13 protein-coding genes are annotated in these 13,129 nt (G+C 38.9%); 3 read left to right on the forward strand and 10 right to left on the reverse strand.

The genetic code is table 11. The features are described from left to right. Positions 1-9: 9 nt before the first annotated feature. From K6I41_RS05130 to K6I41_RS05170, 9 genes are all read right to left on the reverse strand, one after another. Positions 10-648, reverse strand: a complete 639-nt coding sequence (locus tag K6I41_RS05130; protein WP_199944339.1) for a DUF2238 domain-containing protein — start codon at positions 646-648, stop codon at positions 10-12. 82 nt (positions 649-730) lie between these two features. Next, the gene (gene purB / locus K6I41_RS05135; protein ID WP_250375324.1) at positions 731-2,119 is read right to left on the reverse strand and encodes an adenylosuccinate lyase; all 1,389 of its coding nucleotides are present in this window, start codon (positions 2,117-2,119) and stop codon (positions 731-733) included. A 55-nt stretch (positions 2,120-2,174) separates the two neighbouring features. After that, positions 2,175-2,906 (reverse strand): high frequency lysogenization protein HflD, encoded by a 732-nt coding sequence (gene hflD / locus K6I41_RS05140; protein WP_004643577.1) that lies wholly within the window; start codon positions 2,904-2,906, stop codon positions 2,175-2,177. Positions 2,907-2,919: 13 nt separating this feature from the next. After that, positions 2,920-4,053: a tRNA 2-thiouridine(34) synthase MnmA gene (gene mnmA / locus K6I41_RS05145; RefSeq protein ID WP_250375325.1), complete on the reverse strand. Its 1,134-nt coding sequence runs from the start codon at positions 4,051-4,053 to the stop codon at positions 2,920-2,922. Positions 4,054-4,057: 4 nt separating this feature from the next. Continuing rightward, positions 4,058-4,546 carry an NUDIX hydrolase gene (locus K6I41_RS05150; RefSeq protein WP_005307298.1) on the reverse strand — a complete coding sequence of 163 codons (489 nt, stop codon included), beginning with the start codon at positions 4,544-4,546 and terminating at the stop codon, positions 4,058-4,060. 144 nt (positions 4,547-4,690) lie between these two features. After that, positions 4,691-5,242, reverse strand: coding sequence for a gamma carbonic anhydrase family protein (locus tag K6I41_RS05155; protein ID WP_005307296.1), 552 nt, complete (start codon positions 5,240-5,242; stop codon positions 4,691-4,693). A 90-nt stretch (positions 5,243-5,332) separates the two neighbouring features. After that, entirely contained in the window at positions 5,333-6,481 is a 1,149-nt protein-coding gene (gene dacC, locus K6I41_RS05160; RefSeq protein WP_005307294.1) for a D-alanyl-D-alanine carboxypeptidase PBP5/6, read from the reverse strand. 126 nt (positions 6,482-6,607) lie between these two features. After that, on the reverse strand, positions 6,608-7,030 hold the full coding sequence (locus K6I41_RS05165; protein ID WP_004790891.1) for an MCR_0457 family protein: 423 nt from the start codon (positions 7,028-7,030) through the stop codon (positions 6,608-6,610). A 152-nt stretch (positions 7,031-7,182) separates the two neighbouring features. Further along, entirely contained in the window at positions 7,183-7,554 is a 372-nt protein-coding gene (locus tag K6I41_RS05170) for an MCR_0457 family protein (protein WP_005307290.1), read from the reverse strand. A gap of 101 nt (positions 7,555-7,655) precedes the next feature. On the opposite strand from K6I41_RS05170, the gene surE reads away from it, so the two are divergent. The 3 genes from surE to K6I41_RS05185 all read left to right on the forward strand — a co-directional run bounded on the left by surE (position 7,656) and on the right by K6I41_RS05185 (position 10,393). Further along, positions 7,656-8,426, forward strand: coding sequence for a 5'/3'-nucleotidase SurE (gene surE / locus K6I41_RS05175; protein ID WP_192833904.1), 771 nt, complete (start codon positions 7,656-7,658; stop codon positions 8,424-8,426). A 111-nt stretch (positions 8,427-8,537) separates the two neighbouring features. After that, positions 8,538-9,362 (forward strand): peptidoglycan DD-metalloendopeptidase family protein, encoded by an 825-nt coding sequence (locus K6I41_RS05180; RefSeq protein WP_198306985.1) that lies wholly within the window; start codon positions 8,538-8,540, stop codon positions 9,360-9,362. Positions 9,363-9,463: 101 nt separating this feature from the next. Beyond that, a complete protein-coding gene (locus tag K6I41_RS05185) occupies positions 9,464-10,393 on the forward strand; it encodes a LysR family transcriptional regulator (protein ID WP_004790899.1) in 930 nt (309 codons plus the stop codon). A 51-nt stretch (positions 10,394-10,444) separates the two neighbouring features. Here the strand turns inward: K6I41_RS05185 and K6I41_RS05190 are convergent, their stop codons facing one another. Then, positions 10,445-13,063 carry a Lon protease family protein gene (locus K6I41_RS05190; protein WP_250375326.1) on the reverse strand — a complete coding sequence of 873 codons (2,619 nt, stop codon included), beginning with the start codon at positions 13,061-13,063 and terminating at the stop codon, positions 10,445-10,447. Between the last annotated feature and the right edge of the window lie 66 nt (positions 13,064-13,129).

Raw genomic sequence — 13,129 nt, forward strand, 5'->3', positions numbered from 1 at the left:
TTTTTTTATTTATGAATTATTTATTTTAGGTGTTTTTATAAGAGCTACGAATCCATAGAGAATTGCACCGATCGTTGCTAATAACATATCTTTATGGGCATCCCACATGTCGCCTTGTTGGCCATTATAATTTTCGGCTTGCTCTGGCGATAAGCCAATCGCAATTACCCACTCAATGAGTTCATAAAAGACACTAGATGCCATGACGAATTGGATCACAAGTAAAAACAGAGTAAAAGGTCGAGCTGTCGGTAACCAAACTTGAAAAACTCGATAAATAAGAGGGTAGAGTAAAACTCCATAGGCAAGATGAACTAAACGATCATACATGTTACGAGACCATCCCATGTATTGATCTAGATTAAAATTGAATATGTATTGAATCCAGTCATTGTATGGAACATATGAGTACAGGTAGTGTGCACCGATAATATGGATGAGCAAAAAACCTAAATAGAAAGTAAAACTTAAATAATCGAGACCAATCTTTTTAAAAATAATAAATAAGAGGACTAACATAAAAATTGTACCCACCTGATGAAGTAAATAAGCTTCAAATTCAAGGGGCTGAATGCCAGACAATATGATGGCAATAAAAATAATGCCAAGAGCAATATAGTGTTTAAGTTTGAATTGTTTTTCGATCATTTTAGAAATATAACTTTATTGTGCTTTATATCAGTGTAATAAAAAAGCGAAGCCGAAGCTCCGCTTTTTATGAAGTTTTTAATTAGATTTTGCTAATTAAATCGTTAATTTGTTTAGCTTGTTCAGCTGCATTACCTGTGTAAGTTGCAGGAGTAAGTTCAGCTAAACGTGCGCGCTCTTCGCTTGGTACTTGAGAAAGTTCATCGCCATTTACGAAGTTAACCATCATGTCGCGAGTCATTGCTTGACCACGAGTTAATGCTTTTAACTTTTCATATGGTTTTTCAACGTTATAACGACGCATAACAGTTTGAATTGGCTCTGCTAAAACTTCTTGAGCTTGATCAAGATCTTCAAGTAAACGGTTTGCATTGAGCTCAAGTTTACCAACACCTTTTAAACACGCATCAAAAGCAATTAAACTTTGCGCAAAACCAACACCCATATTACGAAGTACAGTAGAGTCAGTTAAGTCACGCTGCCAGCGAGAAATTGGTAATTTTTCGCCTAAGTGTGCCAATACAGCATTCGCAATACCTAAGTTACCTTCAGAGTTTTCAAAGTCAATTGGGTTAACTTTGTGTGGCATAGTTGAAGAACCAACTTCACCATCTTTCAATCTTTGTTTGAAGTAACCTAAAGAAATGTAACCCCATACGTCACGGTTAAAGTCGATTAAAATCGTATTAAAGCGACGTAACGCATCAAACAACTCTGCCATGTAGTCATGTGGTTCGATTTGTGTCGTGTACGGGTTGAATGTTAAACCTAAAGATTCAACAAATGCTTGAGCATGTGCAGCCCAGTCAACATCTGGGTAAGCTGAAAGGTGAGCATTGTAGTTACCTACAGCACCATTGATTTTGCCGAGTAGCTCAACATTTTCAAACTGTTTAATTTGGCGAGCTAAACGGTATGCAACGTTCGCCATTTCTTTACCCAAAGTTGTTGGGCTTGCAGTTTGACCGTGTGTACGAGACAACATTGGTTGTTCAGCGTGAGCTGTTGCTAAAGTAGAGATCGCATTTAAAATTTGCTTCATGCTTGATACTAAAACTTCGCGGCCGTTTTTAAGCATAAGTGCATGAGACAAGTTATTGATGTCTTCTGAAGTACATGCAAAGTGAATGAATTCACCTGCATTTTGTAATTCAGCGATACCTGCGATTTTCTCTTTTAAGAAATATTCAACAGCTTTTACATCATGGTTAGTTATACGCTCAATTTCTTTAATGCGGTTAGCATCTTCTTCAGAAAAGTTGCTAACAATTGCATCTAAAGCTGCATTTGTTTCATTTGAAAAAGGAGCAACTTCAACAATTTCTGGACGGTTAGAAAGTGCTTGTAACCAACGCACTTCTACAGTGACACGAGCATGAATTAAACCAAACTCAGAAAGAAAAGGGCGTAGCGCATCACATTTGCTGGCATAACGTCCATCTAATGGTGATAGTGCGGTTAAAGCGTTCATAACGATTCCTTAATGTTGGAATAAACATAAAACAAAAAATAATCTCTTTACAGCCTTAGATGACTTGATACTGTAAACGAGCAAGTGCCTGAATATCCTGTAGCAATTTACGTTTGCTAAAAATCATGTTCCACGAACTACCACCGAGTTGTCGCCATAAATGGGCCATTTGTAAGCCAGTAAACAGACAAGCACGGATGCGGTTAGTATGGTTGGTATCTTTAAATGCTTCTGCATTACCACGAACGAGAATGCGAGGGTTAATCTGCCCAGCAGTATCAACATAGGTTTGAGCCAAATTGGCTAAAATGCTTGGATGTAAGTAGTTATTATCAAAAAAAGAAAGCTGTTTTAAAATCTTTTGCTGAGCTTTTTCAATGATTGCGACGTATTCAGGATTGCTATAGACCTTCTTTTCTAATTGCAAAAGGGACATCGCATATGACATTGGAAGCTTGGCAGTGCCCATTTTTGGAAGACGAGATTTGGGCATATTTGTAAAAGGTTGAGTAATACAATTTTCGAGGGTTTTAAGCCCCAAAGAAATATCTGCCAACTGATTGAAAAAATCTAATGTTTGAACACCATTGTTGACTGTAGGGCGAATATTTAAACTCGCTTTGATTAACAGCTCAAAATAGAAGTTACCACTTTCACCAATACTCTGCTGACCAGTTAAAGCTGTCATGTGCGTGAGCTGGGTAGCCTGGAATACCCCAGCCAAGGCAAGGGCACGGTTTTGGCGAACATTCAAGGCTTGTGATTGTTGAAATGGTAACTCCACCATGTCATTCATTCCCTTAAATAAAATTTGGTGTAGGGGCATTTGTATGGTGAATGACACCCCCGCCTAAGCAAACTTCATCTGAATAAAATACAACGCTTTGACCCGGTGTAACAGCGCGTTGAGGTTCATCAAACTCAACTCGTACACCGTGTTCACTATTTTCATCAATAAAAACTGTACATGCCTGATCAGGTTGGCGATAACGTGTTTTAGCTGTACAGCGTAAACCTTCAACAGGAATATTCTGTTCACCAGCCACCCAGTCAATTGACTCACTCCAAAGCTGCGTGCTTTGCATGAGAGGGTGTTCATGTCCCTGACCAATAACGAGGCGATTATTGGCAATATCTTTATGTAGTACGAACCATGCACCTTCCGCTGCACCTTTCAAACCACCTAGACCAATTCCGCCACGTTGACCGAGCGTATAGTACATCAGACCGTGATGTTCACCAACTTCTTTACCTGTATCAAGTACAATTTTTCCAGGTTGAGCGGGCAAATATTGTTTAAGGAAGTCATTAAATCGACGTTCGCCAATAAAACAGATTCCTGTAGAGTCTTTTTTCTTAGCTGTAGCAAGATCAAGCTCTTCAGCAATTCTGCGAACTTCTGGTTTTTCAATCTCACCTACTGGAAATAGGGTTTTGTTAATTTCTTTACCATGAACAGCATGCAAGAAATAAGTTTGGTCTTTGTTATTGTCTACACCACGTAATAATGGTGCGTATGCTTCGCCTTGCGAGTTGTATGCAGTTTCACCACGGCGAGCATAATGACCAGTCGCGATAAAGTCTGCACCTAAAGTCATGGCATGATCTAAAAATGCACGGAACTTAATTTCTTTATTACATAAAATATCTGGGTTTGGGGTACGTCCAGCTGCATATTCAGCTAAGAAAAGTTCAAATACGCGGTCCCAATATTCCATAGCAAAGTTTGCTGTGTGGAGTTTAATACCGATTTTATCTGCTACTGCTTGAGCATCGGCTAAATCTTCCATTGCCGTACAGTATTCCGTGCCGTCGTCTTCCTCCCAGTTCTTCATGAAAAGACCTTCAACTTGATATCCTTGTTGAAGTAAAAGTGCTGCAGAAACAGAAGAGTCTACACCACCAGACATACCGACGATGACACGTTGTTGCATAGGACTAGGCATCCAAATGAGAAGTTAATGAGGGAGAGAAAGGGTGCTCATAAATAAGCGATAAAGGATAATGGTGACCTTTCATGGCATCTTCAACTGCTTTGAGTACGAGTGGACTACGAGCACGAGCAGATTCTTTGAGCTCATCTGGTGTCATCCACACAGCAGCTACAATACCTGTATCGAGTTGAGGATTATTTTCAACTTGAGTCACATGTGCTAGAAAACAGAAGCGGTAATAGGTACGGTCCGGAAACATGGGCGGGGTATATGTATAAATACCAAGCAAGGCATCAATTTCAACATGATGACCTGTTTCTTCAAGTGTTTCTCTAATGGCTGCTTGAGTTAATGACTCACCGCATTCCACATGACCAGCAGGTTGGTTAAATACTGTGTGTACAAAACCTTCGCTATGTTCTTCTACAAAAAGATAGCGTCCGTCTTTTTCTACGACTGTAGCAACAGTGACATGAGGAGTCCATGCGGCCATAAAAAAGCACCATGATTTAAAAGACGTATGATACGAAATTTAGGGGTTTTTGGCTATGGTGATCTGCTAAACGATATGAGCAATACTACAAAACCATATCGTTTAAAAAATCAGAATTTTATTGCTGATATTTCATAGAGCTAATTAATCTTGCTCGGCTTGAGCCGCTTTATGATTATTTTGTACTTTTACATAATGTCTTGCCGAATAAGGAAGAAATGCTAATTCTTTTTCGGTTAGTGGTCGCACTTGTTGTACAGGGCTTCCTACATATAGGTAACCACTTTTTAAGACTTTACGCGGTGGAACCAAACTTCCAGCACCAATCATTACATCATCTTCAATAATCACATCATCTAAAATAACAGTATTGATTCCGATTAAAACTCGGTTGCCAATGGTACAGCCATGTAAAGTCACATGATGTCCAACCGTCACATCTTCACCAATAATAAGAGGTGAGCCATTAGGTTTTGCATCATTTTTATGGCTAACGTGCAACATACAATGGTCTTGTACATTACTGTTTTTACCAATTTGAATACTATTTACGTCACCACGAATGACGGCAAAAGGCCAGACAGAAACATTTTCGGCTAAGCTGACTTCACCGACTACAACGGCCATGTCATCGACATAACATGTTGGATCAACTTGAGGACGGTGTTCAAGATAAGGACGTATGTTCTTTGCCATGAGTAGTATCAAAATAAAATTTAGATGAATTATAAAATAAAAAAGCACTCAGGCTAAATAGCATGAGTGCTTAATTCAACTATTCAAAAATTAGAATAAGTTGCTGAAGAATTGTTTAACATGGTCGATTAAGCGTGCAAAGAATCCTGCTTCTTCAACTGGTTTTAATGCAACTAATGGCTTTTCAGCAATTACTTTGCCGTCAAGGCTAGCAACAAGTTTGCCCACAACTTGGCCTTTTTGAAGCGGTGCATTTAAGTTAGGTTGAACAACTAACTGTGTTTTAATGCCGTTAGCTTTGCCTTTAGGCATAGTCACACTAAAGTTTTCTGCCAGACCAATTTGAACTTCATCTTCTTTACCAAACCACACTTTTGCTTTTGCAAGAACTTGATTGGCTGGTTGAATATTTGCAGTTTCAAAGTTTGCAAAGCCCCAAGACAATAATGTACGTGTTTGGTTAGCACGTTCATTAACGCTATCCGTTCCGAAAATAACGGAAATGAGACGCATCGGACCACGTTTGCTTGAAGTTGTTAAGCAGTAACCCGCTTCATCTGTATGACCTGTTTTTAAACCATCTACGCTTGGGTCTGTGTAAAGCAAGGCATTACGGTTACCTTGTTTAATACCGTTAAACGTAAATTCTTTTTCAGAGTAGATTGGGTAATATCTTGAGCTGTCTTTAATAATATGTTGCGCTAAAACAGCCATATCTTTAGCTGTTGAATAATGACCTTCTGCCGGTAAACCAGTTGAGTTAATGAACTGGGTATTTGTCATACCGATACGTTTTGCTTCCTGATTCATCATGTGAGCAAACGTGCCTTCATTTCCGGCAATATGTTCAGCCATTGCTTTTGATGCATCATTACCTGACTGGATAATAATACCGCGAAGCATTTCTAGAACAGTTGCTGTACCATTTAAAGGAACATACATACATGATTCAGAGCTACTTCCTTTACACCATGCAGACTCGTTCATACGAACCTGCTCATTTTCAGTCAGTTCACCTTTTAATAATTTTTGTTCAATGATGTAGCTTGTCATCATTTTTGTCATTGAAGCAGGTGCAAGCTTTTCGTTTTCATTTTTAGAAGCGAGAATTTGTCCTGTCTCATAATCCATTAATACATAAGACTTATTATTTAATTCTGGCGGAGCTGATAAGACAGTTGCTGCATAAGAAAAACTTGGTAAGAGGAGGAGTGCAGCAATAGCGCTTTTTCGAGTCATTCTAGGTAATTCCAATATCTTGTATGAAGCAGAAGAACCTAGCATTTTAGGATAAAGCAAAGCCGACTTCTATGGGGGAAGTCGGCTTTTTCAAACAGTATTGTAACTCAAGAGTTTTTTACTAATTTAGTTTTGCGATTGATAAGCTTTCACGTCTTGACAAACTAATGTGTTTTGCTCGTTACCAGCAGCTTTTGCATCATTACGCGCTTCTTTTAGGACTTTCTTGAAACTTTTGTCTTTAGCACGTTTCTCTAAAGCTGCAACTGGATCGGCTTCATTTGGTAAATAGTCTTTTACTAAACGTTCATAACCTTGAGCAAAATCAGCATCTTTTTTCCCAATAAGGCTTGGGCAAATTTCAGAAAGTACTTGAATTGCAGCTAATTCTTCAGGAGTTATAGTTTGCTGTGGAGTTACTTCAACAACATTTTCATTTTCGGTTTTCTTTTCAGCTGTTTTCTTCTTATCAGCAGCAAAACCAACTGTTGCCATGCTCATAAGTAAAACCAAAGAGAGCGATTGAACTAAGCTTTTCTTCATAAACATCGATAACCCAAAATAAAATTTTTAAATATGTCGATAGCTTAACCAATTTACAGGTTAAAAAAATGGAAAAAATGTATTATTATGTTGGTTTTCTGCTTAATACCAAGCAGAAAACCTCAGTAAATAAACTTCTACCCTAAACGAGTAAAAACCTATTCTTTATAGTTGACGATCTCTTCACAGAGTTCGTGTTGTTCATGATGGTCCATTTGTTTTGAAGCTTGACGTGCTTCATTTAACAGGGTTTTAAACTCTGCATCATTTTGTAGAGCAGAGAGGGTAATTGATTTATTCGAATACCCTTGAAGATACGTTGTGATAATTTTTTGAGTATTTGACTCAAGTTTTTTATTTGTCCCTACGAAAGCTGGACAAATTTCCTGTAAGACTTGCGTTGCCGCAATATCATCTTTAATTAAGCTATCAGCTTCTTGTGTTGAGATATCCTCATCTGCAAAAACCGCTTGCGTACACAATGTGATACTGATCCCCAATACCTGAAAAAAAGGAGCAAAAGTTTTCATTTTTTCACAATTTTATAATGCTATGGAGGCATAAATATATATAATTCAACAAATAATTCAATTGTGAAAACCTTTAGGTTTATTTGTAGAGAAAGATTTTAGTGAATATTTTGATAGCGAATGATGACGGTGTTTTTGCGCCAGGTATACAGGCTTTAGCTGAAGCATTAAAACCGCTTGGACGTGTGGTTGTGGTTGCACCAGAAAGTGAAAGAAGTGGTTTTTCAAGTGCATTAACACTAGATCGACCATTGCGCCCAATTCAAATTGCCGAAGATGTATGGGCTGTGAATGGTACGCCAGCAGATTGCGTTTATTTGTCTATGAATGGTTTGTTTGATTTCGAATTTGACTTGGTCGTAAGTGGAATCAATAGTGGTGCGAACTTAGGTGATGATGTTTTATATTCTGGAACAGTCGGTGCTGCATTTGAAGGGCGTTTAATGAAGCAACCTGCAATTGCCGTTTCTTTAGCTGGTCCTGATGTACGCGCTTATAATGTTAAAGAAGATTATGCTCAGGCTGCACAGTGGGTACATGATTTTATTGCAAGCGGTTTACCAGCATTGCCTCCACGACACATCTTTAATATCAATATTCCTGATGTGCCGAAGTTAAAAGGAGCACAAATTACGTATCAGGGACGTCGTGCTCAATCTAAACCTATTACCAGCCATGTCGACCCAAGAGGACGCCAAGTTTACTGGATTGGATTAGCAGGCGAGGCGGTTACAGATCCGGAGCGTGTTTCAAGCCAGATTCAATCAGATTTCTTTGCGGTAGCAAACGGTTATGTCAGTGTTACACCTATTCAAATGGATGCTACAAATTACGCCGTTTTAGAAGACCTTCAGGGCAGTTTGAGTCAATAATTGAGCTCGAATGTTATAACTTTGTGAATAAAGAAAAAGAGGAACGTGTTTCCTCTTACTTTTTTGGTACTCTTAGCCGAAATGATTTGTAGCATTTAGTGAGGGAGATCAATGCATTTAATTGGGCAACAAAACAGAGTGCATATCCAAAAAGACAAAATAATGAAAATTATGTTGTTGTCTGTGGCTGTAGGTTTTACCGTAGCTATGGCAGGCTGTGCTTCTAAACCACAAATTAATAATAGTTCTCGCTATGCAATGGCTCCTAACTATTACACAGTTCGTTCAGGTGATACTTTAAGTGGTATCGCAATGCGTTATGGTCTGGACTACATCAGTATTGCTGAAATGAATGATATTCCTGCGCCATATCGTATTTATGTCAATCAATCGTTACGTTTGAAGAAAGGTTCTTCACCAAGAACGGTATCTACACAAGTCATGGCACAGCCTGAGCAAATTAAGCGTCAAACGATTGCTTTGCCAACTACACAGCCTGTTACTCCAGTAACACAGCCGTCTACTGTACCGTCAACAAATACGACAGTGGCATCAGTTGCACCAAATTCGAGCTTACGTTGGATAAAACCGACGAATGGGCCAGTGATTCAAGGGTTTAATTTGGCAAATAATGTCAAGGGAATCCGTTATGGTGGAAATCAGGGTGACCCTATTTATGCCGCAGCCGATGGTCAAGTTGTCTATGCAGCTGATGGCTTAAAAGAATACGGAAATCTGGTTTTAATTAAGCATATTGATGGATATATCAGTGCGTATGCCCACAATAGCAAGATGTTTGTGAAAAGCGGTGATAATATAACTGCTGGACAAAAAATTGCCGAAATGGGATCTACTGGCGCATCTCAAGTCATGCTCGAGTTCCAGATTCGTTTGGATGGAAAACCGATTAATCCTGTAAATCTTTTACCAAAATAGCTAATGCAAAAAACTTAGGTTTCCTCGTATAATGTAATTGGTTGCTTTCATTACAACAATAAGCATTTTTTATAAATTTAAAATTAGATTTGAGGAAACCTATGTTAGATCAGCTTCGTGCGATGGGTGTTTTCGCTTGTGTGGTAGAAAAAAGTTCATTTAGTGGTGCGGCACGTGAATTAGGAATTACAACAAGTGCGGTGAGTCAGCAGATACGCTCGCTTGAGCATGAAATGGATGTAACTCTATTACATCGCTCCACTCGTAAACTTAGTTTGACAGAAGCCGGACAGGCTTTTTTTTCAAGCTGTCAAGAGATGTTGGCGGCTGCTGAAAGGGGAAAAATCCGAATTAATGAATTGAGGGATGACTTAATCGGGGATTTGCGTATTGCGACAACTCCTGATTTAGCAGTTCAACACCTCATTCCTGCATTATCTCACTGGATGTCGGCTCATCGCGGTTTATCTGTGCATTTCGAAGTTGGGCATCGTTATATCGATTTAATTGAAGAGCGAATTGATATTGCAGTCCGCATGAGTTCTACTCCTGTAGAAGAGAGCAGCTCGATCATTCCGTTGGCTTTTGTAGATCAGATTTTGATTGCTTCTCCTAGTTATCTCAATCAATCTAGTCCAATTGTGCATCCTAATGATTTAAGAGATCATGAATTGTTGTCGATTAATGTCATGAATGACTCACGCCATTTCAATTTTCAACATGTAAAAACAGGTGAAACGCTCAATATTGAAATGCAAAGCCGTTTGCAGAGCAATAATTTACAAGTTGCAAAAGCGTTATGTCAGCAAGGGCATGGTATTGCACGAATTTTATATTTAGATGCTCAGAAAGAACTAAAAAATGGTTCTTTGATTGAACTCATGCCAGATTGGAAATTACCAACGTTTACATTGTATGCAGAGGTTGCCAAGCATGATCAACAACCAATGAAAATTCAACGTTGTGTTGAAGCACTTAAACAATATTTTAGCCAGTTAGCAGGAGGGCGAGCGATTCAAATCGTTCGTTAATTTTGCAAGTCTAAAATAAAAAAGGGCCTGTATTTTACAGGCCCTTTTTTATTACTTCTGTTTTAAGGTAGCAACCTCTTCTGCATTTTCTTGTGGCAGATCGTCAGCTGTAAGTTCTTCATGCTTCTTAATTTTTTTCTTATTTTTCTTTTTCTTTTTTGGCTCTTCTTCAATTTCAGCACCATCTTCAATGGCTTGCCAATATTCAAGTTGTTCCATTACTGCTGCATAAATTGAATTTTTGCTGTATTTACCCTTCTTATCGAGCGTACCGACCGGACGAGCCATCAAAATTTCAAGTGCTTGATCAATCGTATCAATGGCATGGATATGGAATTGACCGCTGCGAACAGCATCAATAACATCTTGACGTAACATCAAATGCTGCATGTTTTGGCGAGGAATAATGACACCTTGCTTACCTGTCAAACCTTGTAGCTTACATGCATCATAGAATCCTTCAATTTTTGCATTTACGCCGCCAATAGGTTGAACTTGTCCTAATTGGTTCATAGAGCCGGTAATTGCCCATGATTGATCAATTGGTATTTGGCTAATCGCAGAAATCAACGCTGAAAGCTCAGCAACAGTTGCACTATCGCCATCCACTTGACCATAGCTCTGTTCGAATGCAAGCGCAGCGGAGAAGTGTAAAATCTGTTCACGGCCAAAGTGAGCTTTCAAGAAGCTAGACATCAGCAGCACGCCTTTCGCATGAAGTGAGCCACCAAGTTCTACACTACGTTCAATATCAAGAATATCGCCGCCACCTTGATAAACAGATGCTGTTAAACGTGAAGGTAAACCAAACTCAACATCCGCATAATGAATGACGGAGAGGGCATTGATCTGACCTAAACGGTATCCCGACGTTTCGATTAATTGTGTACCACGTGAAAGATCTTGCCAGTAAAGCTCTCTTAAATAGCCTAAGCGATATTGGCGATGTTGTAGAGCGAGGTTAATGTGCTGATCGGTTACCAGCTTCTCATTTGCTTTAAATGCATGATGATGTGCTTCACGAATCAGGTCACCTAAGGTTGAAGCATGTAACGACAGTGAACTTTGGTCTTCAGCCTGACGACTTGAATCAGTAAGTAAAGCTGCTAAAGCACTACGATCAAACGGAAGCAATTTATCCGCTTGTACATAGTCAGCAATGAGCTGCATGTAGGCTTGTTCATTTTCGTCATTACGTTGTAATGTATCAGTAAAATCTGCACGAATTTTAAATACACTACCAAGCTCTGGTTCTACTTCTAAAATTTCATAATAAATTTCAGGTTCTGCCATAAGAACCACTTTAATATCAAGCGGAACCGCGGCAGGTTCTATCGAGATAGAGCCTGTTAACGTCAGCATATGTTCAAGAGAAGATAACTTAAGTTGGCCTGATTTTAAGGCTCGCTTTAAACCTTGCCATGCATAAGGCTGTTCAAGTAATTGCTCGGCCTCAAGCATTAAAAAACCACCATTCGCTTGATGTAGAGCACCTGGACGAATGAGCGTGAAATCTGTAGTAATTGTGCCGTTATGGGTGAGCTGTTCAACATGGCCGAGTAAATTATAGTGCGTTGGGAAGTCTTCAAAAATAACAGGAGCGCCACTATTTGGTTTATTTGAAACAATCACATTGGCTTGATAACGTGCTGGAACACGATTGAACATTGATGGAGTAAAATCATCTTCATCTTGTTCTAAGATCAGTTCAACATTATCAATAATATCTTGGGCATATTGTTTTAAGTAATCTTCGAGTCCTTTCACTTGGCCATATTTATTTAAAATAAGCTCCATTCTTGGCATAACAACTTGCGTTGCAATATCCCGATTTAACACAGACACTTTGTCGCGTGCATCATCTTCTAAATCACCTAAATGTAGACCAAGGCGATCCAGCTTTTTATCCATATAGCGAATATTGGCAGCAATTTCAGCGCGTTGCTTACTATTTAATGCATCAATATCTGTTTGGGTAAGTTCTTGAACCTGATCATCTTTGACTTGTACAGGAACAAAACCGTGTTTCTCATTACGAGAAATGAGTTTTAAATCGAGTTCTTCACCTTCTTTGGTTAGTTCAACAAGCGCTTGTTGTTGTACATCACCTGTTTCCTGACGAATACGTTCAATACGATTGTGATAAGTCTCTGCACTGAAACGGCGTTCAAGTTGCTTTAAAATAATTTGCCAAGTTTGATCATGTGCTTGTTGAAACTTAGTTCCTTGACCTGCTGGAAAGCGTAGAGCAATAGGTTGACGTGCTTGTTTGAAATTATAGACATACACCCAGTCATCAGGCGTTGGCATTGTTTTGGCGTGCTGCTGTAACAAACGTTTAATCATAGTACGTTTGCCTAAACCAGCAGTTCCTACTGCAAAAATGTTATAGCCAGAGTAGGGTAAAGAAATTCCCGCCTCTACAGATGCTTTGGCACGATCTTGACCTAAAAAATTATTAAGAGGTTTGATGCGTTTAGTTGAAGCTGGAATTTTTTCAAAATCGGGGATATGTGTAAGTTGTTCAGGTTTTAAAACGGTTTTATCTAAGGTCATTTTTATATCAGGTTGCTCAAAAGCTGAAGGAAATGCATTTACTGTGACGTTTGTGTTGGTTGTTTTAGCGAGTGATAAAGTTGAAATAGTCACTTGATCAAGTTTTTGTGTCACTGTTGATATCCAGCAAAAGAAAACGAAGGTTGAAGCCTAAAGGTATACAGGTTTAGCATAAAATAT

Origin of the sequence: Acinetobacter sp. AS23 (genome assembly GCF_023612055.1) — a bacterium.
Taxonomy (GTDB): Bacteria; Pseudomonadota; Gammaproteobacteria; order Pseudomonadales; family Moraxellaceae; genus Acinetobacter; species Acinetobacter oleivorans.

Coding starts and splice junctions, on each gene's coding strand:
- K6I41_RS05155 (WP_005307296.1), bottom strand. CDS start 5,242: ATGGCAAAGAACATACGTCCTTATCTTGAACACCGTCCTCAAGTTGAT.
- purB (WP_250375324.1), bottom strand. CDS start 2,119: ATGAACGCTTTAACCGCACTATCACCATTAGATGGACGTTATGCCAGC.
- mnmA (WP_250375325.1), bottom strand. CDS start 4,053: ATGCAACAACGTGTCATCGTCGGTATGTCTGGTGGTGTAGACTCTTCT.
- K6I41_RS05170 (WP_005307290.1), bottom strand. CDS start 7,554: ATGAAAACTTTTGCTCCTTTTTTTCAGGTATTGGGGATCAGTATCACA.
- K6I41_RS05150 (WP_005307298.1), bottom strand. CDS start 4,546: ATGGCCGCATGGACTCCTCATGTCACTGTTGCTACAGTCGTAGAAAAA.
- K6I41_RS05165 (WP_004790891.1), bottom strand. CDS start 7,030: ATGTTTATGAAGAAAAGCTTAGTTCAATCGCTCTCTTTGGTTTTACTT.
- K6I41_RS05180 (WP_198306985.1), top strand. CDS start 8,538: ATGCATTTAATTGGGCAACAAAACAGAGTGCATATCCAAAAAGACAAA.
- K6I41_RS05185 (WP_004790899.1), top strand. CDS start 9,464: ATGTTAGATCAGCTTCGTGCGATGGGTGTTTTCGCTTGTGTGGTAGAA.
- dacC (WP_005307294.1), bottom strand. CDS start 6,481: ATGACTCGAAAAAGCGCTATTGCTGCACTCCTCCTCTTACCAAGTTTT.
- hflD (WP_004643577.1), bottom strand. CDS start 2,906: ATGGTGGAGTTACCATTTCAACAATCACAAGCCTTGAATGTTCGCCAA.
- K6I41_RS05130 (WP_199944339.1), bottom strand. CDS start 648: ATGATCGAAAAACAATTCAAACTTAAACACTATATTGCTCTTGGCATT.